Genomic DNA, 24,157 nt, shown 5'->3' with positions numbered 1-24,157 from the left:
TGTCCTTAAAAACCTTAAATCTCTACGGGCGTATCGGGGTGGTTGCCCCATTCGCCCCAGGAACCGGCGTAGCCTTTGACCCGCGGATAACCGAGGGATTTGGCCACCAGATAGGTGAAGCCAGAACGATGGTGTGTCTGGCAGTGGGTAATCACTTCTTTGTCTTTGCTGATCCCGAGTTTTTCCAGGATCTGCGGCATGTCGGTGCGGATACGCAGGTTGCGCGCCTGATCCATGCCCGCGGTCCATTCGAAATTGACCGCGCCGGGAATGTGCCCGGCCTTGGCTGCCAGGACTTTCTCTCCGGAGTACTCCAGCGGCCCGCGTGCGTCCCAGATCGCCAGATCGGCGGCACCGAGACGGCTTTGCAGGTACTCGCGGGTGGCCGTGGGTTCGTCGTGCAGGGTCAGCGCAACCGGGCCGCCGACCGGCGCCGGGATCTGGATCGACATGGGCAAGCCTTCTGCCAGCCAGGCCTTCAGGCCGCCGTCGACATAGTGGTACTTGCTGTGGCCGATGACATCCAGCAGCCAGATAAAGCGCCCGGCCCAACCGCCGCCTTCGTCGTCATAGACGACATAGACCGCATCGGGGTTGTGTCCCAGCTCACCGAACAATGCTTCGAGCGCCGCTTGCGGCGGTATCAGCCCCGGCGCAGGTGGGTGACCGAGTTGCGTGCGTTTCGGATCGACAAAGCGCGCACCGGGGATATGCCCTTCGGCATAGCGGGCGCTGCTGGTCAGGTCCACCAGAATCAGTTCGCGGGCGTCAAGACGAGGGAGCAAGTCGCTCGGCTCGATCACCAGCGGCAAGCCAGAGAAGTCAGGCATGTGAGGTCTCCAGAGCACAAAAGGGAGGATTGTATAGCAGCGTCATTGGCCGCGCTGACTAAAGCTGTGCAGTGCCTTTTCGATGCACTGCGCGGTTTTGCCGAAGGCTTGTACGGTGATTTCCGAGAACGGCCCGCCGCCCTGATCCGCCACTACAATCATGATCACCCGACCATTATTGACCAGTGAACGCAGCAGCAAGTGTTCGCCGCCGAACTGTGAGCGCAGGCTGGCCGGCAGCATGGCCGAGAATTGTGCGTTGTTGGCCGGCGTCAGGCGTACCTGGGCCTGTTGCGAAAGCAGGCGTTGCAGCACGGTGCTCTGGCTGACGACGAAGTTCAGACCGGCCACTTCTTTTGGCAGCCCGGCCGTCTGATGCACCCGCAGATTGGCGTGAGTACGGTCGGCCATCAGGATCATCACCCGCCGCATGCCGCACGCGACCAAAGCGTCCCGGGCAGAGGTGGTCAAGTGCATGGCATTGGTGAAGCGGCTGGGCTCGACCAGCAACTCGGCACACTGTCTGCGCCATTTCGCCAGGTCTTCGGCCGTCGGCGCCGGGGCCGGCAGCAAGCCTGCGTGCACGCGGTTCATGCCCCACGGCCAGATCAGTGAAACGGCCGGGTGCCAAAGATCTGGCATGGCGTGATGGCGGGCGCTGTTGGCGGCCTGTTGGTGCAACTGCTGCTGCACCTCGTCCATCGGCATTTGCAGGTAAAGGCTGGTCAGGTACTGCCAGCGTTCACTGTGCGGACTGTCCCAGGCCTGTTGCGCCGACAGCGCCAGACCGTTGGCCAGCAGCACCGTATTGGCCGGTTGATTGAGCCAGCGGCGCAGGGTCGGATCGTCATCGAGGCGGTTCTGCTGGCGCAATGGATGATCGCTGTCGCGCGCGATGCGCAGCACTTTCACCAGCTCACGTTGCTCGTTGAGCAGCAGCCGGTACCCCTGCTGCACCCAGATCGGCAGGCGCCAGATGTCCACGAGCGCCAGGCAGATATCCAGCAGGCGCACGCCGAACAATTGCTTTTCGACTTTGTGCGCCGACTCGCCTTTGTGGATGACCCGCAGCTCCCATTCTTCGAGCAGCTGCGGATGAGTCAACGCCATCGGCCACAGCGGCGAGAGAAACAGCAGGCTGCCCCAGTGGATGTCCTGCCACAGCCGCGCCAGGCGACTGGCGAAAAAACCGTTGGCCTGTTGGGTCGCGTGCTGGCTGATCAGCTGTAGCTGACGCAGGGCGATCGGGATCTCCGATTGCGGTTGGGCAGGCAACCGGGCGAGCAGTTCTTCGGTGCGCTTCAAACCGAGGCGATTGATCGCCACCTCAAGGTTTTCCGCAGGCTCGGTCATGCTGCCGTGGGTGTGGCGATTGGCTTCGCGAATCACGCTCAAGGCCAGCGCCGGGCTGTCCTGTATCAGTTCGGCGATATCGCGCAGGGAGCTGCGACTGTTGGCGATGGCCTTGCAGACACGGTCATGACTGGCTTGCGGAACCGGCAGGCGCACGCCATCGAGAAGCTTGACCCAGCCTTCGAGAGTGGTCGGTTTTGGAGTTGGAACGTTCGTTTCGTTAGCCATGTCTGGACGCGATCATCGTCTGCATTACCTATGCCCGGAGCGGGCCAAATTGGCTTTTCGCCTGAACTGGCTATAGTCTGGCGCAGTTTTGCCGATAAGTAGAAGAAGAGATTTTTTAACTTCCGAATATGACCTTGAACCCGACTCAGTAAGTGCTCTCCTACCTATGGCTAAATTAATCGGCATCATCGTCGTATTCGCGAGCGTGCTCGGCGGATACGTGCTCTCCCACGGCAAAATTGCCGCCCTGATTCAGCCCTTCGAGGTGATGATTATTGGTGGTGCGGCCCTCGGTGCATTCCTGCAGGCCAACCCTGGTTACATGACCATGCACGTGCTCAAGAAATCCTTGGGCATGTTCAGTTCGCGTTTCAACCACACTTTTTATCTGGAAGTGCTGGGCCTGATCTACGAGATCCTCAACAAGAGCCGCCGCGAAGGCATGATGGCTATCGAGGGCGACATTGAAGACGCCGCTGCGAGCCCGATCTTCGCCAAATACCCTGCGGTATTAAAAGACGAACGCATGACCGCGTTCATCTGCGATTACCTGCGCATCATGTCCTCCGGCAACATGGCGCCCCATGAGCTTGAAGGCCTGTTCGACATGGAGCTTTACAGTCTCAAGGAAGACCTCGAGCATCCATCCCACGCGGTGAACGGCATTGCCGACGCCATGCCGGGTTTCGGTATCGTCGCGGCGGTACTCGGTATCGTGGTGACCATGGCTTCCCTGGGTGAAGGCGATCAGAAATCCATCGGCCTGCACGTCGGTGCGGCCCTCGTCGGTACCTTCTTCGGTATTCTCGCGGCGTATGGTTTCTTTGGTCCGCTGGCTCACTCCCTGGCCCACGATGCCAAGGAAGAACTCAACATCTACGAAGCCATCAAGGCCTCGCTGGTCGCTTCGGCTTCCGGCATGCCGCCATCGCTGGCGGTAGAGTTCGGTCGTAAAGTTCTGTACCCGGCGCACCGTCCTAGCTTTGCTGAGCTGGAACAAGCGGTCCGCGGACGTTAAGTCATGGAAAATAACCAGCCGATAATCATCAAGCGCGTCAAGCGCATCGCCGGCGGGCATCACGGGGGCGCCTGGAAAATCGCCTTCGCGGACTTCGCGACGGCGATGATGGCGTTCTTCCTGGTGCTGTGGCTGCTGTCGACCGCAACGCCTGAACAGAAGATCGCCATCGCCGGTTACTTCAAGGACCCGGTCGGCTTTTCCGAAAGCGGCACGCCGTACATCATCGACCTGGGCGGCACACCGACCCTGGCGCCGGAGAACACCCTCAACCCCGAGGTGAAATCCCAGCCGCAGCCAGACAAGGTGACCATCGACGCCGAGCAGGTTGAAGGCATGGCCGAGCAGGTCGAGAAGGAGCGTCTCGAACTGTTGCTGCAAGAACTGCAGACCAAGGTCGAAGAGAACCCGCAGCTGAAGAAATTCAAAGACCAAATCAGTTTCGAAATCACGCCGGACGGTTTGCGCATCCAGATCGTGGACGCCGAAAACCGGCCGATGTTCGACTCAGGCTCAGCTCGTCTGAAACCGTACTTCGAAGACATCCTGCTGGCCATGGCCGACACCATCAAAGCAGTGCCGAACAAGATCAGCATCAGCGGCCACACCGATGCCAAGCCGTACACGGGCACCGGTGACTTTGGTAACTGGGAGCTTTCGGCCAACCGTGCCAACGCCGCCCGTCGTGCGCTGGTCGCCGGCAGCTATCCGGATGCGCAGGTGGCGCGCGTCGTCGGTTATGCCTCGTCGGCGTTGTTCGATCGCGAGCACCCGTTCAATCCGGTCAATCGCCGTATCGACATTATTGTGCTGACCAAGAAAGCCCAGCGTGCCATCGAAGGTTCGCAAGGTGCGGAACCGGCTCCAGAAACAACGCCGGCGCAAGGGCAGGGCGGCCCGGGCGAAGTACCCGCCAAGCCAGCCGACCCGAACGCGTTACCGGCAGATAAAGAGCCGTTGCCGGCGCATGAGCTTCGTGAACGGTTGAATTTGTTCGACAACCCGGCGCCGAAGCCGGGTGAACCGCCCAAGCAGTGAGCCATGAAAAAGCCGACAGAGATGTCGGCTTTTTTTTGCGGCTTTCACTGGTTTGGAAGCCACTTCATTTTCAGCGTGGGCACGGTCCCTGTGGGAGCTGGCTTGCCTGCGATAGCGGCCTTATGGCTGGCGTGAGTTTTTGGGTACATATCTATTTCTGCGGTAACGGCCGCCTATGGTTTCGCTTTTACAGCGAGTCACTTGGAAAAGCGCCAAGTAACCAAGCGCTTTTGCCCCTTTCGATCGGTGCCTCGCCTAGGCTCGGCATGCCCTCGCTCCGGTCCTGCTCCGTGGGCCCGCCGCCATCGGCCATCCATGGCCGGGGGCGGCTAACCCGGCATCCATGCCGGGTTGCCCACTGCGCAGAACCTCCACTCGGCCTCTCGATATAGGTTGTCCGTTCCTTCCTCTTTCATACTTCGGTGTCTGGAAGTCAGTTTTGATCAAGGAAGGAACATGCACCTGTGGGCGCCGGCTTGCTGACGATGATTAGTAGTTGTAGGAACGATCTGAAAATTTGTGTCGGGGTTTTCAGTCGTACAAGCATCAGCCTATAGTTCCGCCGTCGCTGCCAACGCGGTGACCGATCTTAGCCGGTCGGACCACAGATGAAATCTCTCGAAATTATCCGGAGTTTTGACCCATGGCTAAGTATCACCCGCTCCAAGGCAACTTCAGCGTCGGCCCGACGCTGTACATCGACACCGAAGCCCGCGCTTCCGATCTCCTCGAAACCGCCGTCCACCGACTCAAAGCTGCGCGCAATCTGCTCAACAGCGTCACCTGCCTGTGCGTCAAAGAAGCCGAAGGTCACGACCTGGAGCATTTCGCCAACGCCGCTCACATGCTGGTTCAGGATGGCTGTGACGCCTTGGATGCGTTGGGCTGGAAGCTGGAAAAAGCAGGATCCTGAAACCAAAAAAGCCGCGAGATGATCGCGGCTTTTTTATTTCTGCAGGAAGCTGCCGATCATTTTCGTGGCGTCACGAAAATGATCCCGGCTACTTAATAGCTGGTTTCCGGCAAACTCGCGATGATCGAGCGATAGCTGTTCATCCGCTGCTGCTGCACGCGGCCTTCTTCGAGAGCTTTGAGCAAGGCGCAACCCGGCTCGCGGTCGTGCTTGCAGTCGCGAAAGCGGCAGGTGCCGATCAAGTCGTTGAACTCGATGAAGCCGGCTTCGACGTCGGCACGGCTGACGTGGCCCAGGCCGAATTCGCGGATACCCGGGGAGTCGATCAACTCGCCGCCGCCGGGGAAGTGGAACAGCCGCGCGGTGGTGGTGGTGTGAGTGCCCTGGCCGGAGAGCTCGGACAGCGGGCCGACACGGGCTTCGACTTCAGGCAACAGGGTGTTGACCAACGAGGATTTGCCGACGCCGGACTGGCCGACGAACACGCTGATGTGCCCGTCCAGTTGTGCCTGCAATAACTCCATGCCGTTGCCGTGGTGCGCCGAGACTTCCAGCACCGGATAACCCAGCGTGCGGTAAACCGCCAGCAAGGCATTCAGCGCGGGGGCGTTCTGCTCGTCGATCAGGTCGAACTTGTTGAGCAGCAGCAGCGGACGAATCCCTGCGTGCTCAGCAGCGACCAGATAACGGTCGATCAGGTTGGCATGAGGCTCGGGCAGCGGCGCGAAGACGATGACGATCATGTCGACGTTGGCCGCTACAGGCTTGAGCTGGCCACGGCTGTCCGGACGGCAGAGTTCGGTTTTACGCGGCAGTTGCGCCACGATCACGCCGATGCCCTGGTTGCCGGCACGCCAGACCACCTGATCGCCGGTCACCAGCGCCGGCAGGTTGGCGCGCAAGTGACAACGGAATACCTGGCCGGCCAGATCGCCATCGAGGGCTTCGACTTCGACCTGCACACCGAAGTGCGCGATCACCAGGCCGGTCTGTTCCGGACCCAGATCGCCACCCTCAAGTGCCTCGACAGCCGAGGACTCGCGTTTGGCGGCGCGGGCAGCGCGTTCGCCCTGAATCTTTTCGATGCGCCAGTTTTGACGACGATTGAGTTGGCGTTTGGCCATGGGTGTTCCGTATCAAGAATGCAGCGATTAGGTAAAACGGCCGCGAGTTTAGCACGCCCGGCCGCCGCCCTAGGCTAAACTGCGCAGCATTGCCTAGGAGCCGACACATGCAAAACCCGCAGAATCTGATCTGGATCGACCTGGAAATGACCGGTCTGAACCCTGATGCCGACGTCATCATTGAAATGGCCACCATCGTTACCGACAGCGACCTGAACACCTTGGCCGAAGGTCCGGTGATCGCTATCCATCACAGCGACGAAATTCTCGCTGGCATGGACGAGTGGAATACCCGTCAACACGGCGGCTCCGGGCTGACCCAGCGCGTTCGCGACAGCCGCATCAGCATGGCCGAAGCTGAAGCCGAAACCATCGCTTTCCTGGAAAAATGGGTGCCGAAGGGCAAGTCGCCGATCTGTGGCAACAGCATCTGCCAGGATCGTCGCTTCCTTTATACGCACATGAAATCCCTGGAAAGCTTCTTCCATTACCGCAACCTGGATGTGTCGACTCTGAAAGAGTTGGCCGCACGCTGGGCGCCGGACGTGCGCGACAGCTTCAAAAAGGGCAGCACTCACCTGGCCCTGGACGATATTCGCGAATCGATCGCCGAGCTGCAGCACTATCGCAAGAACTTCATCAAGTTCTGATGCAGAGCAGCGAAGGCCTTTGTGGTGAGGAGGCTTTCTGTGGTGAGGGGATTTATCGAAACGTCGCACCGCCCCGTTCGGCTGCGAAGCAGTCGTAAAACCGGCGAATGCGTTGCCACTGAAAGAATGCAGGGGAGCGCTTCGCACTCCAACGGGGATAAATCCCCTCGCCACAGGTCTCAGTGTCTGTTTTGCCCTCTTTTGGTGCCGGGACTAAATGGCTAGACTGCGCGCCTTCCTGCAAGGACCGCCACCATGTTGCTGATGCTTTACCTGATCGCCATTACCGCCGAAGCCATGACCGGTGCTCTGTCTGCTGGCCGTCGCGGAATGGACTGGTTTGGCGTGGTGCTGATTGCCTGCGTCACGGCTTTGGGCGGCGGTTCGGTGCGTGACGTGCTGCTTGGCCACTACCCGCTGACGTGGGTCAAACACCCGGAATACCTGGTGCTAACCTCGGTGGCGGCGATGTTCACGGTCTTCGCCGCACGCTGGATGCGCCATCTGCGCTCACTGTTTCTGGTGCTCGATGCCGTGGGCCTGGTGGCATTCACCCTGATCGGCTGCATGACCGCGCTGGAAATGGGCCACGGCATGCTCGTCGCGTCCGTCAGCGGTGTGATCACCGGGGTTTTCGGCGGCATCCTGCGCGACATTTTCTGCAACGACATCCCGCTGATCTTCCGCCGCGAACTCTACGCCAGCGTCTCGTTCGCTGCGGCGTGGTGCTACATGCTCTGCATTTACCTGCAATTGCCGGGTGAACAGGCGATTTTGATCACGCTGTTTGGCGGCTTCCTGCTGCGGTTGCTGGCGATCCGGTTTCACTGGGAAATGCCGAAGTTCGTTTATAACGACGAAGCCTGACGTTTGGCGTGTTGCTTGAGCGCCCACTCCACATGCTCTCGCACCAACTCCGACGGGTAATCCTTACGAGCCTTCAACGCTTCCAGCACTGGAATGCTCGACGGAGCATTGCCCAGGCCAACCGCCAGGTTTCGCAGCCAACGCTCATAACCCGCCCGGCGTAACGGCGAACCTTCAGTGTTGCTGAGAAACTTCTCCTCATCCCACATGAACAGCTCTGCCAACTCCGCGTTGTCCAGATTGTGCCGTGGCTTGAAGTCGCTTTCGCCGGACGGACGGGCGAAGCGGTTCCACGGGCAGACAATCTGGCAGTCATCACAGCCAAATACCCGATTGCCGATCAGTGGCCGCAAATCTTCCGGGATCGCGCTTTTCAGTTCGATGGTCAGGTAGGAGATGCAGCGTCGGGCATCCAGCATGTACGGGCCGACGAAGGCGTTGGTCGGGCAGATGTCGAGGCATGCGGTGCAACGGCCGCAATGTTCGGTAGCGTGAGGCGGGTCAACCGGCAGCGGCAGGTCGACGAACAGTTCGCTGAGAAAGAAGTAACTGCCGGCCTTGCGATTCAAGACCAGGGTGTTTTTGCCGATCCATCCCAGACCGGCCTGTTCCGCGATGGCTTTTTCCAGCACCGGCGCGCTGTCGACGAAGGCGCGGAAACCAAACGGGCCGATTTCGGCCTGGATTTTATCGGCCAGTTGTTGCACGCGTTTACGGATCAATTTGTGGTAATCGCGGCCCAAGGCATAACGCGAGACGTAGGCTTTTGCAGGTTGTGCCAGGCGTTTGGCCATTTCGGTGTCGCCCGGCAGGTAGTCCATGCGCAGGGAAACCACCCGAAGCGTGCCGGGCACCAGCTCTTCCGGGTGTGAGCGTTTGCTGCCGTGAGCGCCCATGTAGTCCATTTCGCCGTGGTAGCCGGCCGCGAGCCAGCGTTCCAGGTGCTGCTCATGCTCGGCCAGGTCGAGGCCGCTGATGCCGACTTGCTGAAAGCCCAGCTCGCGGCCCCAGTCCTTGATGGATTGGGCGAGGGCGGGCAGGTCTGTGGTAATTGCGGGCATGAGGCGAGAGAAACCGGAGCTGAGGTGCGTATAATTCTGCCAGACATCGGAGCCCGAAGACGCATGCCGCACACTAAAGATGATTTACCCGACGCGCTGTATAGCGCCGCGCAAGTGCGAGCCCTCGATGCAAGCCTCATCGCGGCCGGCACACCGGGCTTCGAATTGATGCAGCGCGCGGCGCGGGCGACCTGGCGTGCGCTGGTCCGCCATTGGCCGTCGGCGAATGAATTGAGTGTCATGGCCGGTCATGGCAATAACGCTGGCGACGGTTATCTGGTGGCCGTACTGGCCCGACGTGCCGGCTGGCATGTGCGGGTGTTGGCGGTCGGTGATCCCAAGCGTTTACAGGGTGATGCGGCATCAGCCCATGCCGAGGCCGTGTCCGAAGGTGTCGCGGTGCAAGCTTTCAGTGCACAGTCAGAATTGCGCGGTGTCGTACTGGATGCCTTGCTCGGCACCGGTCTGACGGGTGAAGTGCGAGCACCCTACGCGGGCGCCATTGCGGCGATCAACGGCAGCGGGCTGCCGGTTGCGGCGGTGGATATCCCTTCGGGGGTGTGCGCTGATACCGGCCGAATACTCGGCGCTGCGGTGCGGGCTGACCTGACGGTGACGTTCATCGGCCTGAAACTGGGTCTGTTCACTGGCGATGCTGCAGACGTGGTTGGGGCGTTGGTGTTCAACGATCTGCAGGCCTCCCCCGAGTCGTTTAACGGCGTCGCCATCAGTGCACGTCGCCTGACGGCCAGTTCGTTGCCGCGTCTGGCGGGCCGTGCTCCAACCTCCCATAAAGGCAAATTCGGCCACGTCCTGCTGGTCGGCGGTGATCGCGGCTTTGGTGGCGCCATCCTGCTGAGCGCACAAAGTGCCCTGCGCAGCGGTGCGGGCATGGTGTCCGTGGCCACGCGCAGTGAACATGTTCCGGCCGCGCTGGCGAGAATTCCTGAAGCCATGGTGTTGGGCACTTCGTCGGCCAATCAACTGATGGAACTGCTGCAAAAGGTTTCCGTGCTGGTTGTCGGCCCAGGCTTGGGTCAGGCTTCCTGGGGGCGCAGCCTTTTGTCGGCGGCTGCCAAGGCGCCGCTGCCGCAAGTCTGGGACGCTGATGCATTGAATCTGCTGGCCGCAGAGCACGTGAGCTTGCCCAAGGACTGCGTGATCACGCCGCATCCAGGCGAAGCGGCGCGCTTGCTGGGGGTGAGCACTGCCGTAGTGCAGGCCGATCGTCCTGCGGCAGCTCACGCATTGAGCAAAAAATATACAGCTGTCGTGGTGCTCAAAGGCGCCGGCAGCCTGATCGCCAGCCCCGATGGGCGTCTGGCGGTGTGTCATCAGGGCCATCCTGCGATGGCCACCGCCGGTTTGGGTGATGTGCTGGCCGGTCTGGTCGGCGCGTTGCTGGCGCAAGGCATGGAGGCGTTCGACGCCGCCTGCCTGGCCGTCTGGCTGCACGCCAATGCTGGTGCGCAAGAAGGTAAATCGGGCCGTGGGCTGGCGGCCAGTGATCTGATCCCAGCCATTCGTCAGTTGTTGGAGGAGCAAGCACCGTGTCTGAAATAACCCTGTACCTGGCTGATGAAGAGGCGATGACCGCATTTGGCGGGCGCATCGCAAAAACCACTCAAGGGCACGGTCTGATTTTTCTGGAAGGGGACCTGGGGGCGGGGAAAACTACGCTGTCTCGGGGCATCATTCGTGGCTTGGGGCATGTAGGCGCGGTAAAAAGTCCGACCTTCACCCTGGTCGAACCCTACGAGATTGGCGAAATCCGGGCCTTCCATTTCGACCTCTATCGCTTGGTCGACCCTGAGGAACTGGAATACCTCGGTATCCGCGACTACTTCGAAGACGACGCGTTGTGTCTGATCGAATGGCCCGAAAAGGGTGCAGGCTTTTTGCCAAAGCCTGACCTGACCATTACCATTGGCCCGCAAGACAGCGGGCGTTCGCTGAAAATTTTGTCCCAGGGCTCGCGTGGCGAGTCGTGGTGTGCCGCTTTGGCATTGGAAACCAATTAAATGATGGGGTTAGGTATGCGCTTTCGCGCGATGGTAGCTGCCGTAGGATTGTTGTTTTTGGCGGTGACCGTCGACGCTGTGGCCGAGACGAAGGTCAACAGCGTTCGCCTGTGGCGGGCTCCGGACAACACACGACTGGTGTTCGATCTGAGTGGTCCTGTCCAGCACAGTGTATTTACCCTGACCGCCCCGGATCGGCTGGTCATCGACATCAATGGCGCGACTCTGGGGGCGCCGCTGAGCGTCAACAGCTCGAACACGCCGATCACCGCCATGCGCTCGGCTCAACGTACGCCAACCGATCTGCGGGTGGTCATCGACCTGAAAAAAGCCGTGACGCCGAAAAGTTTTACCTTGGCGCCAAACGCCCAGTACGGCAATCGCCTGGTGGTCGACTTGTTCGACAACGCCGCCGATGCCGCGCCAATTCCGGCGCCGACCAACGTCGCGACGGTAGCCCCGGTGCCGGTCACTCCGGTAGAGCCTGCGGTGAAGCTGCCGCCAGCTCCGGCCGGCAAGCGCGACATTATTGTGGTCATCGATGCCGGTCACGGCGGCGAAGACCCGGGCGCCTCCGGCTCTCGCGGTCAGCGCGAGAAAGACGTGGTGTTGGCCATCGCCCGCGAATTGCAGCGTCAGGTCAGCGGCATGAAAGGCTTCCGCGCCGAACTGACCCGCACCGGCGACTACTTCATCCCACTGCGCGGCCGTACCGAAATCGCCCGCAAGAAGGGCGCCGACCTGTTCGTTTCGATCCACGCCGATGCCGCGCCTTCGGCCGCAGCCTTCGGTGCCTCGGTGTTTGCCCTGTCTGATCGCGGTGCTACCTCGGAAACGGCCCGTTGGCTGGCCGACAGCGAAAACCGTTCCGACTTGATCGGTGGTGCCGGCAACGTCAGCCTCGACGACAAGGACCGCATGCTGGCGGGCGTGCTCCTTGACCTGTCGATGACGGCTTCCCTGACTTCTAGTCTGAACGTCGGCCAGAAAGTCCTGAGCAACATCGGCCGTGTCACGCCGCTGCACAAACAGCGCGTGGAGCAGGCCGGGTTCATGGTGCTGAAGTCGCCGGACATTCCATCGATCCTGGTGGAAACCGGGTTCATCTCCAACGCCAACGAAGCGTCCAAGCTTGCCGCCGCGAATCACCAGCAAGCGCTGGCGCGTTCGATCAGCAGCGGCGTGCGCCAGTTCTTCCAGCAGAACCCGCCACCGGGCACCTACATTGCCTGGCTGCGTGATTCCGGCGGGATCGCCCAAGGTCCTCGTGACCATCGCGTGAGCCCCGGCGAGACGCTGGCGATGATTGCCGTGCGATATCAGGTGTCTGCGGCCACGCTGCGCAGCGCCAACAACCTGTCGAGTGATGAGCTCAAGATCGGTCAGCACTTGACCATCCCCGGCACTGAACTGGCGGCCAAAGAATGAACCAGGTGCTGACCAACACGGCTCGCATCGAGCTGCTCAGCCCGCGACTGGCGAACCAGATTGCCGCCGGTGAGGTGGTTGAGCGCCCGGCTTCGGTGATCAAGGAGCTGCTGGAAAACAGCCTCGACTCCGGCGCCAGGCGTATCGATGTCGATGTGGAGCAGGGCGGCGTCAAGCTGCTGCGGGTGCGCGACGATGGCAGCGGCATTTCTGCCGATGACTTGCCGCTGGCCCTGGCGCGACACGCCACCAGCAAAATCCGCAACCTGGAAGACCTCGAGCAGGTCATGAGCCTGGGCTTTCGCGGTGAAGCCCTCGCGTCGATCAGCTCCGTGGCGCGCCTGACCCTGACGTCCCGCACCAAAGAGGCTGATCAGGCCTGGCAGGTCGAAACCGAAGGCCGGGACATGGCGCCTCGCGTGCAGCCGGCGGCCCATCCGGTGGGCACGTCGGTGGAAGTGCGTGACTTGTTTTTCAACACCCCGGCGCGCCGCAAGTTTCTGAAAACCGAAAAAACCGAATTCGATCACCTGCAAGAAGTGATCAAGCGTCTGGCGTTGGCGCGTTTTGACGTGGCGTTCCATCTGCGCCACAACGGCAAGACCATCCTCAGCCTGCATGAAGCCCATGACGACGCGGCCCGTGCCCGGCGTGTGGCGGCGATTTGCGGCTCGGGTTTCCTCGAGCAGGCGCTGCCGATCGAGATCGAGCGCAATGGCCTGCATTTGTGGGGCTGGGTTGGCTTGCCGACGTTCAACCGCAGCCAGGCAGACTTGCAGTATTTCTTTGTGAACGGCCGTGCGGTACGCGACAAACTGGTGGCCCACGCGGTGCGTCAGGCCTATCGCGACGTGCTGTTCAACGGCCGGCACCCGACGTTCGTGCTGTTTTTCGAAGTCGATCCGGCAGGCGTTGACGTCAACGTGCACCCGACCAAGCACGAAGTGCGCTTCCGTGACGGGCGCATGGTTCACGATTTCCTCTACGGCACCCTGCACCGCGCCTTGGGCGATGTGCGGCCGGAAGACCATCTGGCCGCGCCTGTCGCGACGGCCATCGTTCGACCTACCGGCATTGATGCTGGCGAGTTCGGGCCACAGGGCGAAATGCGTCTGGCGGCCAATGCCTTGCTGGAACAGCCTCAGGCCCAGCCGTCGTTCAATACGCCGGCCGGCTCGGGCGCGGGTGCCGGTTATCAATATCAGTACTCGCCGCGCCCTCAGTCCGGCGTGCCGGTGGCTGAGGCCCAGGCAGCTTATCGCGAGTTTTTTGCGCCATTGCCAGAAGCCAACGCAGTAGCGCTGCCGGCCGGGCAGGACGACATTCCGCCGCTGGGTTATGCACTGGCGCAGCTCAAAGGCATTTATATTCTTTCGGAAAACGCCCAAGGCCTGGTGCTGGTGGACATGCACGCGGCTCACGAGCGGATCATGTACGAACGCCTGAAAATCGCCATGGCCAGCGAAGGCCTGAGCGGTCAGCCGCTGCTGGTGCCGGAGTCCCTGGCGGTCAGTCAGCGTGAAGCCGATTGCGCCGAAGAACACGTCGCGTGGTTCCAGCGCCTGGGCTTTGAATTGCAGCGTCTGGGCCCGGAATCCCTGGCCATCCGGCAGATCCCGGCACTGCTCAAGCAGGCAGAAGCCAATCGATTGGTCAGTGACGTCCTCGCGGACCTGATGGAATACGGCACCAGCGACCGGATTCAGGCGCACCTGAACGAGCTGCTCGGGACCATGGCTTGCCATGGCGCGATTCGGGCGAATCGACGCCTGGCCCTGCCGGAAATGAACGGTCTGCTGCGGGACATGGAAAACACCGAACGCAGCGGTCAATGCAACCATGGCCGACCGACCTGGACCCAATTGGGCCTGGACGATCTGGACAAACTGTTTTTGCGCGGTCGTTGATGAGCCAGCTCCCTCCTGCGATTTTCCTGATGGGGCCGACCGCCGCCGGCAAGACCGACCTGGCCATCGAACTCACCAAAGTCTTGCCTTGCGAGTTGATCAGCGTCGATTCGGCGCTGGTCTACCGTGGCATGGACATCGGCACCGCCAAGCCTTCAAAAGAGCTTCTGGCTGAATTTCCACACCGGTTGATCGATATTCTCGACCCGGCAGAGAGCTATTCGGCCGCCGATTTCCGTCGTGATGCCCTCCAAGCCATGGCCGAGATCACCGCGCGGGGCAAAATTCCGCTGCTGGTGGGCGGCACAATGCTCTATTACAAGGCTTTGGTTGAAGGTCTGGCAGACATGCCGGCGGCCGATCCGGATGTCCGCGCACAGATCGAAGAAGAAGCTGCACGCCTTGGCTGGCAAGCCTTGCACGATCAATTGGCAGTCATCGATCCGCAATCTGCGGCGCGTATTCATCCGAACGATCCGCAGCGACTTAGTCGAGCACTGGAAGTTTATCGTGTCAGCGGTCAGAGCATGACTGCACTAAGGTTGCAACAATCTGCGCAAAGTACTGAAGCAGCCGCCTCGGGACTGCAACAATTGCCCTATACTGTCGCGAACTTGGCCATTGCTCCGGCAAATCGCCAGGTATTGCACGAGCGAATTAAACAAAGATTCACGAATATGCTGGAACAGGGATTCATTGACGAGGTCGTAGCCCTGCGTAAGCGAAGTGACCTGCATGCCGGGTTGCCGTCTATACGTGCAGTAGGCTACCGACAAGTCTGGGACTACCTGGATGGCAAGCTGACGCAAGCCGAGATGCAGGAGCGTGGAATCATTGCCACGCGCCAATTGGCAAAGCGTCAGTTCACCTGGCTGCGCAGTTGGGCTGATTTGCACTGGTTGGACAGCCTCGATTGCGACAATCTGCCGCGCGCCTTGAAATACCTTGGGACCATCTCCATATTGAGCTGAGTCCTTGCAATTGCCGTCTATCCTTGGGGGTGTGACGGCCACAAGCCATTGTTTACCTATTTTTTATTTTGAATCCTTAAAGGAGTGCGGCACATGTCAAAAGGGCATTCGCTACAAGACCCTTACTTGAATACTTTACGTAAAGAGAAAGTGGGGGTTTCCATCTACCTGGTCAACGGGATCAAGCTGCAAGGCACGATCGAGTCTTTCGACCAGTTCGTTATCCTGCTGAAAAACACCGTCAGCCAGATGGTTTACAAACACGCTATCTCTACAGTGGTGCCGGTTCGTCCAATTCGTCTGCCTAGCGCAACCGAATCCGAAGCAGGTGACGCTGAGCCAGGTAACGCCTGATAGGAGTCTCCTTTGTTCTTTGAGCGCCACGGTGGTGGTGAGCGAGTAATCCTCGTTCACTTGGATGGACAGGACCCTGAGGCGCGCGAAGATCCGCAGGAGTTTCAGGAACTGGCTAATTCGGCGGGCGCCGAGACCGTTGCGTTTTTTAACGTGCCGCGTCATCGGCCAACCGCCAAATTCCTGATTGGCAGCGGCAAGGTCGAGGAACTGCGCGACCTGGTCAAGGCCGAAGAGGCCGATCTGGTGATTTTCAATCACATCCTCACGCCCAGTCAGGAACGTAACCTCGAACGTGTTTTCGAGTGTCGCGTGATCGACCGTACCGGTCTGATTCTCGATATTTTCGCCCAACGCGCCCGTACCCATGAAGGCAAGCTCCAGGTAGAACTGGCCCAGCTTGACCACATGAGCACCCGGCTGGTTCGTGGCTGGACCCACCTTGAACGTCAGGGTGGTGGTATCGGCATGCGTGGCCCGGGTGAAACCCAACTCGAAACCGACCGCCGTTTGCTGCGGGTTCGTCTGCGGCAGATCAAGGGTCGGCTGGAGAAAGTGCGCAGTCAGCGCGAACAGTCGCGACGTGGGCGTATGCGTGCGGATATCCCTACGGTGTCGCTGGTGGGGTATACCAACGCCGGTAAATCCACGCTCTTCAATAACGTGACGAAATCCGACGTTTACGCGGCTGACCAATTGTTTGCCACGTTGGACCCGACCCTGCGCCGTCTGGAGCTGGACGATCTGGGGCCGATTGTCCTGGCGGACACTGTAGGTTTCATTCGCCATTTGCCCCACAAGCTGGTCGAGGCCTTTCGGTCTACCCTCGAAGAGTCGAGCAACTCAGACCTGCTGTTGCACGTGATCGATGCGGCCGAACCCGATCGCATGTTGCAGATCGAGCAGGTGATGGTGGTGCTGGGCGAGATTGGTGCCCAGGACTTGCCGATCCTCGAGGTCTATAACAAACTCGATTTGCTTGAAGGCGTTGAGCCACAAATCCAGCGCGACGAAAACGGCAAACCCCAGCGGGTATGGCTGTCGGCGCGTGATGGCACTGGTCTGGAATTGCTTGAACAAGCCATTGCCGAGTTACTCGGCAGTGATTTGTTTATCGGCACCTTGCGCTTGCCGCAACGTTTTGCTCGACTGCGTGCGCAGTTTTTCGAACTCGGTGCGGTGCAGAAAGAAGAACACGACGAAGAAGGCATCAGCCTGCTGGCCGTTCGCTTGCCGCGGGTCGAGTTGAATCGACTGGTGAGTCGCGAAGGTCTGCAACCGATGGAATTCATCGAACAACACACTTTGCAATAAAAGCCTGAAAAAGCGGTTGTGCCGCGGTGACAGGCATTCTGTAGCATTGGTCGGCGCGCCGTGGGTGCGTCTTTGCTTTATCAGATGGAGAGCGCTATGGCTTGGAATGAGCCGGGTGGCAACTCGAATAATCAGGATCCTTGGGGTGGCAAACGCCGCAATAACGGCGACCGCAAGGGACCACCGGATCTCGACGAGGCCTTCCGAAAGCTGCAGGAAAGCCTGAACGGGTTGTTCGGTGGTGGTAAGAAACGCGGTGATGACGGTGGCGGTTCGGGCAGGAGTGGCGGCTTCGGCGGTCTGCTCGGCATCGGCCTGGTCGTGTTGGCGGCCGTGTGGCTGTACAGCGCGGTCTATGTAGTCGACGAGCAGGAGCAAGCCGTGGTGCTGCGCTTCGGCAAGTACTACGAAACCGTTGGCCCGGGCCTGAACATCTACTTCCCGCCGATCGATCGCAAGTACCTGGAAAACGTCACGCGTGAGCGTGCCTATACCAAGCAGGGTCAAATGCTGACTGAAGACGAGAACATCGTCGAAGTGCCGCTGACCGTGCAGTACAAGATCAGCAACCTGCAGGACTTCGTGCTGAGCGTTGATCAGCCGGAAATCAGCCTGCAGCACGCGACCGAAAGTGCCTTGCGCCATGTGGTGGGTTCCACCGCGATGGACCAGGTGCTGACCGAAGGTCGTGAATTGATGGCCAGCGAAATCAAGGAGCGTCTGCAACGCTTCATGGATACCTATCGCACCGGTATCACCGTCACTCAGGTCAACGTACAGAGCGCAGCCGCACCGCGTGAAGTGCAGGAAGCCTTCGATGACGTGATCCGCGCCCGTGAAGACGAGCAGCGTTCGCGTAACCAGGCTGAAACCTACGCCAACGGTGTCGTGCCGGAAGCCCGTGGTCAGGCTCAGCGCATCATTGAAGATGCCAATGGTTACCGTGACGAAACCGTCTCGCGCGCCAAGGGTGAGGCTGATCGCTTCACCAAGCTGGTGAGCGAGTATCGCAAGGCACCTGAAGTGACCCGTCAGCGTCTGTACCTGGACACCATGCAGGAAGTCTTCAGCAACACCAGCAAGGTTCTCGTGACCGGCAACAAGAATGGCCAGAGCAATCTGCTGTACTTGCCGCTGGACAAGATGGTCGAAGGCGGTCGCAACACCAGCACTTCGGTGACCGGCGCGGCAGCCACCAGCAATGAAGCGAATGTGCGTGCAGCCGATCTGCAGCAACAGCAAGCACGTACCAGGGAGAGTCGCTGATGAGCAATAAATCGCTGATCGCCCTTATTGTCGGCGTCGTCGTGGCGATCGCTGCCTGGAACTGCTTCTACATCGTGGCTCAGACCGAGCGTGCGGTGCTGCTGCAGTTCGGTCGTGTAGTCCAGACTGATGTTCAGCCGGGCCTGCATGTGAAAGTGCCTTACGTTAACCAGGTGCGCAAATTCGACGCACGCCTGATGACGCTGGATGCACCGACACAACGCTTCCTGACGCTGGAAAAGAAAGCCGTCATGGTCGATGCCTACGCCAAGTGGCGCGTGAAAGATGCCGAGCGCTTCTACACCGCGACTTCCGGCCTCAAGCAGATTGCTGACGAGCGTCTTTCCCGTCGTCTGGAGTCGGGCCTGCGTGACCAGTTCGGTAAGCGCACGCTGCATGAAGTGGTTTCCGGTGAGCGTGATGCGCTGATGACCGATATCACGGCTTCGCTGAACAAGATGGCGGAAAAAGAGCTGGGCATCGAAGTTGTCGATGTTCGGGTCAAGGCCATCGATCTGCCGAAGGAAGTGAACCGCAGCGTGTTCGAACGCATGAGTTCCGAGCGTGAGCGTGAAGCTCGCGAGCACCGCGCCAAGGGTAACGAGCTGTCGGAAGGCATTCGTGCCGACGCTGATCGTCAACGCCGCGTGTTGCTGGCTGAAGCCTATCGTGAATCTGAAGAGGTTCGTGGTGATGGTGATGCCCAGGCCGCTGCGATCTACTCCAAGGCCTACGGCCAGGATCAGGAGTTCTACGGTTTCTACCGTAGCCTGCGTGCCTACCGTGAAAGCTTCGCGAACAAATCCGACGTCATGGTCCTGGACCCAAGCAGCGACTTCTTCCGTTACCTGGAAAAAGCCAAGCCTTGATACGTCGTTGACCTGAATCATCCCCCGCCTGGCGGCTAACGCCTCGGGCGGGGTGATCCTTTGGGAAAACGTGTGTATGATGCGGCAGCCGGGAAATTCCCGGCTTTTTTGCGTCTGCACGTTTGATTGCTGTTTTTTATGCAGGCGTCCGAGTTGAAATGACTCGACAGGTTTTTCGAGGAAAGTGGTTGGTGAAGCCGATTTCAGGCTTTTCGCCGCGTCGTTCATGCGCGTTGTTTGTGCGCATGAGCCGATCATTTTCTGCTTCACTCAAGGCTCGCCCAAAGGCTTGCCGCCCGGATCATAGGGGAATGGCGTAATGGCAACGGTAGACCGCTGGCTGCTGCCAGATGGCATCGAAGAAGTACTGCCACCAGAAGCGGCGCGCATTGAAGTCGCGCGTCGTCAGGTGTTGGATCTGTTCCAGAGCTGGGGTTACGAGTTTGTCGTGACTCCCCATATCGAGTACCTGGAATCCCTGCTGACCGGCGCGGGCCAGGACCTCGATCTGCGTACCTTCAAGGTCATCGACCCGCAATCGGGCCGGCAGATGGGGTTCCGTGCCGACATTACGCCGCAAGTGGCGCGCATCGATGCGCACACCTTGCGTCGCGAAGGCCCGAGCCGTCTGTGCTATGCCGGTAGCGTGCTGCACGCTCAACCGCGCGCCTTGTCGTCCTCGCGCAGCCCGATCCAGCTGGGTGCCGAGTTATACGGCGATGCCAGCCCGAGCAGCGACGTGGAAGTCATCAGCCTGATGTTGGCTATGCTGCAACTGGCCGATGTGCCGGATGTGCACATGGACCTCGGTCATGTGGGTATCTACCGCAGCCTGGCTCGCGCCGCCGGTTTGTCCGGTGAAGTCGAGCAACAGTTGTTCGACGCGTTGCAACGTAAGGCCATCGACGAGGTCATTACCTTGACCGAAGGCCTGCCTGCCGATCTGTCGGGCATGTTGCGGGCGCTGGTTGACCTGTGTGGCGGCCGTGAAGTCTTGAGCGCTGCCCGCGAGCGTCTGGCGGATGCGCCGGCGCCAGTACTGGCCGCTCTGGACGACTTGCTGGCGATTGCCGAGCGTCTGTCCACGCGTTTCCCCGAGTTGCCGTTGTATTTCGACCTGGGCGAGTTGCGCGGCTACCACTACCACACCGGTGTGGTGTTCGCGGTGTTCGTACCGGGTGTTGGCCAGTCCATTGCTCAGGGCGGTCGTTACGACGACATCGGTGCCGACTTCGGTCGTGCCCGTCCGGCAACCGGCTTCTCTACCGATTTGAAAACCCTGGTGACCCTGGGGCGTGCTGAGATCGAGTTACCGTCTGGCGGTATCTGGATGCCTGACAGTACGGATGCAGCACTCTGGCAGCAGGTTTGCCAGTTGCGCAGTGAGGGTCAGCGTGTCGTTCAGGCGTTGCCTGGGCAACCTTTGGCCGCCGCCCGTGAAGCGGACTGCGACCGGCAATTGATTCAGCAGAACGGGCTTTGGCAAGTATCGCCACTGGCTTCTTGAGTTTTCCTGTCGGCTGCGGCCGGCACCAAGTTTGCGCGAATGAGGACAAGTGTTATGGGTAAGAATGTCGTAGTCCTGGGCACCCAATGGGGTGATGAGGGCAAAGGCAAGATCGTTGATCTGCTGACCGAACATGCTGCCGCCGTAGTGCGCTACCAGGGTGGCCACAACGCTGGTCACACCCTGGTGATCGATGGCGAAAAAACCGTCTTGCACCTGATCCCGTCGGGCGTGCTGCGCGAAGGCGTGCAGTGCCTGATCGGCAACGGCGTGGTGGTTGCACCCGACGCTCTGCTGCGGGAAATCATCAAGCTGGAAGAGAAAGGCGTACCGGTGCGCGAGCGCCTGCGTATCAGCCCGTCCTGCCCGCTGATCCTGTCCTTCCACGTAGCGCTGGACCAGGCCCGTGAAAAGGCCCGTGGCGAACTGAAGATCGGTACGACCGGTCGCGGCATCGGCCCGGCGTACGAAGACAAGGTTGCACGGCGTGGCCTGCGTGTGGGCGACCTGCTCAACATGCCGCGCTTTGAAGACAAGCTGCGCGAACTGGTGGACTACCACAACTTCATGCTGGTGGGTTACTACAAAGAGCCTGCCATCGAGTTCGAAAAAACCCTGGCCGAGTGCAAAGAATACGCTGAACTGCTCAAGCCGCTGATGCTGGACGTGACGGCCGAGCTCCACGACCTGCGTCGCGCTGGCAAAGACATCATGTTCGAAGGCGCCCAAGGTTCGTTGCTCGACATCGACCACGGTACCTATCCGTACGTGACCAGCTCCAACACCACCGCTGGTGGCGTGGCGACAGGTTCGGGCGTTGGTCCGATGTTCCTGGATTACATTCTGGGCATCACCAAGGCTTACACCACTCGCGTAGGTTCGGGTCCATTCCCGACTGAGCTGTTTGACGAAGTGGGTGCTCACCTGGCCAAACAAGGTCACGAGTTCGGCGCTACCACCGGCCGTGCCCGTCGTTGCGGCTGGTTCGACGCCGTTATCCTGCGTCGTGCTATCGATGTGAACAGCATCTCGGGCATCTGCCTGACCAAGCTCGACGTGCTCGACGGCCTCGAAACCATCAACATCTGCGTCGGCTACAAAGATGCGCAAGGCAATGCCGTTGCCCCGACTGATGCTGACAGCTACGTGGGCCTGCAGCCTGTGTACGAAGAAGTGCCGGGCTGGACCGAGTCGACTGTGGGTGCCAAAACCATGGAAGAGCTGCCAGCTAACGCCCGTGCTTACATCAAGCGCGTCGAAGAGCTGATCGGTGCGCCGATCGACATTATTTCGACGGGCCCGGACCGCAACGAAACCATCGTTTTGCGTCATCCGTTCGCTTAATAAGTCGTTGATGTAAAACACAAAGGCCCCTCATTTGGGGCCTTTGTCGTATCTGCCTGTCGGGCGGCACGACCTTTGCTGTGATGTTGATTAAAAGCATCGCTTCCAGTGCGCCATCAATTTAATGGCGCCAAGCAGAGGGATTTTAAGTGTCAGCCATTCTCTCACTGTTACAAAGCCGTCTTCTGCGGCCGGTGTTCGTTACCCTTGGTATCGCCCTTTTGGTGCAAGTGCTTGTAGCTGTCGCCCTGACCCGGAGCACAGTGACCGCACTGGAAGCTGATTTAGGTGTTCGCCTGGGTGCTGACAGTCAAAAGCTCTCCGGGGAACTGGAGCAGGCAGGGCGTGAAGTCACGTCGAGCCTCGACAGCCTCTCTACCAGCACGCGTCAACGTCTGACGGCGGGTTTGTCCTCGCGATTGAAGGACGAGCAAGCACAACTGCGTGCAACGCTGGAGAAGGATCTGAAGGACTCCGCCAACGATATGGCGCAGCTTCTGGCTTCGGTCGCACCTCGCGCCATGTGGGACAGCGACGTTCCAACCTTGTCCGAATTCGCCCGCCGGGCCCAGCGCAATCCCAACGTGCTGTTCGTGATCTACGACGACGCTACTGGCCAGCACCTGACGCGCTATCTGAACCGCGAGAACCCGATCAACAAAGCGCTACTGGAGAAAGGCCAGGGCGAGCGCGCATTGGACAAAGTGCTGGATGCGGCGAAGAGCGATCCATCGGTCTACTACCTCGAAGCCTCAATCAGCCCCAATGGCGTGGAAATCGGCAAGGTCTTGATGGGGGTTTCCACCGCTTCCGTGGAAGTCGATCTGGCAGCCCTCGACAAACGCTTTTCGGCACTGATCGCCAGCAGTGATCAACTGGTCGGCGACAGCCTCAAAGGTGCGGCGGCTGATAGTGCTGCAGCGATGGGCGCGCGTCTGAAGTCGGCGCAGTCCACGGCTTCAGCGATGCAGGCCAACACCACCAGCACCGTGCAGGAGGCGGCAGGTACTTTGCGCTGGCGCATCGGCATGGGGCTCGCGTTGGTCGGTTGCGGTGTGCTGCTGTTGCTCGCGGTGGTGCTGGGTCGTCGAGTGGTCAATCGCTTGAAGCTGCTCATCGCTGCCATGGATGACCTGGCGGCGGGCGAGGGCGACCTGACCAAGCGGGTGCAGATCAACAGTAAGGACGAAATCGGCGACATGGCCTCGGCGGTCAATCGCTTTGTGGATAAGTTGCAGCCGATCGTGCGCGAAGCGGGCGATGTGGCTCAGCGTACCGGTGTGGAAATCGGCGCGATGACCTTGCGCAATGCCGGGGCCGATAAAGCGGCGGGCATGCAGCGCGATGAAGTGGCCGAGAGCCTGCGTGCGTTGTCGCAAATGGCTGATGAAGCCCAGTCAGAAAGTCATGCCATGCAGGCGGCCTTGCAGCAAGTGGTGGATATTCGTTCGGCGACGGATGAAAACACGCGGACGTCGGCGAAAGTCGGCAGCCTGATCGAGGCGTTGGCCGGGCAGGTCGACACCGGGGCGAAAGTCATCGAGCGGCTGGCGCAGCAGAGTGAGCAAATTGAAGTGGTGTTGACGGTGATTCACGGGATCGCCGAGCAGACCAACCTGCTGGCGCTGAACGCGGCGATCGAAGCGGCGCGTGCGGGCGAGACCGGTCGCGGGTTTGCCGTGGTCGCCGATGAAGTGCGAGCGCTGGCGAGCAAGACGCAGAGCTCCACTGGCGACATTCAGGCGCACATCGTTGCCTTGCAACAAGGTGCGCGTGAGGCGGTGGCAGCGATCGGTCAGGCCGGGCGCCAGGCCAGCGAAGGTTTGCTGGTGCTGCGTGACAGTGCGCGGTTGCAGCAATCAGTGCAGGCGTCGGTCGAGCAGGTTCATGCGGCGATTGGTCTGGCAACGCAGGCAGCGGCGCATCAGGCGCAAGGCGCGCAAGCGGTGCGTGGTCGGGTTGAAACCATTCATGCGCAGGCTGAGAAAGCGGCTCAAGCGGTGGTGGAAACCACGGCCAGCGGCAAGGTACTGGATGGATTGGCGGCGCAGTTGAAGGCGAGTCTGGGGCAGTTCAGGGCTTAAATGTGTATCG

21 protein-coding genes are annotated in these 24,157 nt (G+C 60.3%); 17 read left to right on the top strand and 4 right to left on the bottom strand.

All coding sequences use genetic code 11. The features are described from left to right. Positions 1-14: 14 nt before the first annotated feature. Together rhdA and KGB03_RS01880 are read right to left on the bottom strand one after the other, a co-directional pair. Positions 15-830, bottom strand: coding sequence for a thiosulfate sulfurtransferase (rhdA, locus tag KGB03_RS01885; protein ID WP_223526097.1), 816 nt, complete (start codon positions 828-830; stop codon positions 15-17). A 42-nt stretch (positions 831-872) separates the two neighbouring features. Further along, the gene (locus KGB03_RS01880; protein ID WP_223526089.1) at positions 873-2,411 is read right to left on the bottom strand and encodes an HDOD domain-containing protein; all 1,539 of its coding nucleotides are present in this window, start codon (positions 2,409-2,411) and stop codon (positions 873-875) included. 166 nt (positions 2,412-2,577) lie between these two features. Here KGB03_RS01880 and motA point away from each other — a divergent pair, with 166 nt between their 5' ends. The 3 genes from motA to KGB03_RS01865 all read left to right on the top strand — a co-directional run bounded on the left by motA (position 2,578) and on the right by KGB03_RS01865 (position 5,380). Beyond that, on the top strand, positions 2,578-3,429 hold the full coding sequence (gene motA, locus KGB03_RS01875) for a flagellar motor stator protein MotA (protein WP_111449276.1): 852 nt from the start codon (positions 2,578-2,580) through the stop codon (positions 3,427-3,429). Between the two features lie 3 nt (positions 3,430-3,432). Further along, positions 3,433-4,467: a flagellar motor protein MotB gene (gene motB / locus KGB03_RS01870; protein ID WP_223526087.1), complete on the top strand. Its 1,035-nt coding sequence runs from the start codon at positions 3,433-3,435 to the stop codon at positions 4,465-4,467. A gap of 643 nt (positions 4,468-5,110) precedes the next feature. Then, positions 5,111-5,380 carry a hypothetical protein gene (locus tag KGB03_RS01865; RefSeq protein ID WP_223526085.1) on the top strand — a complete coding sequence of 90 codons (270 nt, stop codon included), beginning with the start codon at positions 5,111-5,113 and terminating at the stop codon, positions 5,378-5,380. A gap of 92 nt (positions 5,381-5,472) precedes the next feature. Here KGB03_RS01865 and rsgA read toward each other — a convergent pair whose 3' ends face one another. Beyond that, the gene (gene rsgA / locus KGB03_RS01860) at positions 5,473-6,504 is read right to left on the bottom strand and encodes a small ribosomal subunit biogenesis GTPase RsgA (protein ID WP_111449267.1); all 1,032 of its coding nucleotides are present in this window, start codon (positions 6,502-6,504) and stop codon (positions 5,473-5,475) included. A gap of 107 nt (positions 6,505-6,611) precedes the next feature. On the opposite strand from rsgA, the gene orn reads away from it, so the two are divergent. Both orn and KGB03_RS01850 read left to right on the top strand, forming a co-directional pair. Then, positions 6,612-7,154 carry an oligoribonuclease gene (orn, locus tag KGB03_RS01855; RefSeq protein WP_223526083.1) on the top strand — a complete coding sequence of 181 codons (543 nt, stop codon included), beginning with the start codon at positions 6,612-6,614 and terminating at the stop codon, positions 7,152-7,154. A 255-nt stretch (positions 7,155-7,409) separates the two neighbouring features. Further along, positions 7,410-8,021: a trimeric intracellular cation channel family protein gene (locus tag KGB03_RS01850; protein ID WP_008153267.1), complete on the top strand. Its 612-nt coding sequence runs from the start codon at positions 7,410-7,412 to the stop codon at positions 8,019-8,021. On the opposite strand, the gene queG is transcribed toward KGB03_RS01850, so the two are convergent. Further along, complete coding sequence (gene queG, locus KGB03_RS01845; protein ID WP_223526081.1) at positions 8,003-9,082, bottom strand: tRNA epoxyqueuosine(34) reductase QueG; 1,080 nt, start codon at positions 9,080-9,082, stop codon at positions 8,003-8,005. The genes KGB03_RS01850 and queG overlap by 19 nt on opposite strands. A 63-nt stretch (positions 9,083-9,145) precedes the next feature. Here queG and KGB03_RS01840 point away from each other — a divergent pair, with 63 nt between their 5' ends. From KGB03_RS01840 to KGB03_RS01785, 12 genes are all read left to right on the top strand, one after another. Further along, positions 9,146-10,645 carry an NAD(P)H-hydrate dehydratase gene (locus KGB03_RS01840; protein ID WP_223526079.1) on the top strand — a complete coding sequence of 500 codons (1,500 nt, stop codon included), beginning with the start codon at positions 9,146-9,148 and terminating at the stop codon, positions 10,643-10,645. Then, a complete protein-coding gene (tsaE, locus tag KGB03_RS01835) occupies positions 10,633-11,103 on the top strand; it encodes a tRNA (adenosine(37)-N6)-threonylcarbamoyltransferase complex ATPase subunit type 1 TsaE (RefSeq protein ID WP_218536961.1) in 471 nt (156 codons plus the stop codon). Before KGB03_RS01840 ends, tsaE begins: the two co-directional genes overlap by 13 nt. Further along, on the top strand, positions 11,104-12,531 hold the full coding sequence (locus tag KGB03_RS01830; RefSeq protein ID WP_317851224.1) for an N-acetylmuramoyl-L-alanine amidase: 1,428 nt from the start codon (positions 11,104-11,106) through the stop codon (positions 12,529-12,531). Then, on the top strand, positions 12,528-14,438 hold the full coding sequence (gene mutL, locus KGB03_RS01825) for a DNA mismatch repair endonuclease MutL (RefSeq protein WP_111449261.1): 1,911 nt from the start codon (positions 12,528-12,530) through the stop codon (positions 14,436-14,438). The genes KGB03_RS01830 and mutL overlap by 4 nt, the downstream gene beginning before the upstream one ends. Beyond that, positions 14,438-15,409, top strand: coding sequence for a tRNA (adenosine(37)-N6)-dimethylallyltransferase MiaA (gene miaA / locus KGB03_RS01820; RefSeq protein ID WP_218536962.1), 972 nt, complete (start codon positions 14,438-14,440; stop codon positions 15,407-15,409). Before mutL ends, miaA begins: the two co-directional genes overlap by 1 nt. 93 nt (positions 15,410-15,502) lie before the next feature. After that, on the top strand, positions 15,503-15,763 hold the full coding sequence (hfq, locus tag KGB03_RS01815) for an RNA chaperone Hfq (RefSeq protein WP_007902656.1): 261 nt from the start codon (positions 15,503-15,505) through the stop codon (positions 15,761-15,763). 12 nt (positions 15,764-15,775) lie between these two features. After that, a complete protein-coding gene (hflX, locus tag KGB03_RS01810) occupies positions 15,776-17,077 on the top strand; it encodes a ribosome rescue GTPase HflX (protein WP_111449259.1) in 1,302 nt (433 codons plus the stop codon). Between the two features lie 96 nt (positions 17,078-17,173). Beyond that, entirely contained in the window at positions 17,174-18,343 is a 1,170-nt protein-coding gene (hflK, locus tag KGB03_RS01805; protein WP_008156982.1) for an FtsH protease activity modulator HflK, read from the top strand. Next, positions 18,343-19,212 (top strand): protease modulator HflC, encoded by an 870-nt coding sequence (hflC, locus tag KGB03_RS01800; protein ID WP_008156983.1) that lies wholly within the window; start codon positions 18,343-18,345, stop codon positions 19,210-19,212. The genes hflK and hflC overlap by 1 nt, the downstream gene beginning before the upstream one ends. 319 nt (positions 19,213-19,531) lie before the next feature. Continuing rightward, positions 19,532-20,719 (top strand): ATP phosphoribosyltransferase regulatory subunit, encoded by a 1,188-nt coding sequence (locus tag KGB03_RS01795; RefSeq protein WP_111449258.1) that lies wholly within the window; start codon positions 19,532-19,534, stop codon positions 20,717-20,719. Between the two features lie 54 nt (positions 20,720-20,773). Then, a complete protein-coding gene (locus KGB03_RS01790) occupies positions 20,774-22,063 on the top strand; it encodes an adenylosuccinate synthase (RefSeq protein WP_074873214.1) in 1,290 nt (429 codons plus the stop codon). A gap of 149 nt (positions 22,064-22,212) precedes the next feature. After that, a complete protein-coding gene (locus KGB03_RS01785) occupies positions 22,213-24,147 on the top strand; it encodes a methyl-accepting chemotaxis protein (protein WP_223526077.1) in 1,935 nt (644 codons plus the stop codon). Positions 24,148-24,157: the final 10 nt, after the last annotated feature.

The sequence above is a fragment of the Pseudomonas sp. BF-B-26 genome (assembly GCF_019956495.1).
Lineage (GTDB): Bacteria > Pseudomonadota > Gammaproteobacteria > Pseudomonadales > Pseudomonadaceae > Aquipseudomonas.
The sequence above is the reverse complement of the archived record's forward strand: the minus strand, read 5'-3'. Positions and strand labels throughout refer to the sequence as shown.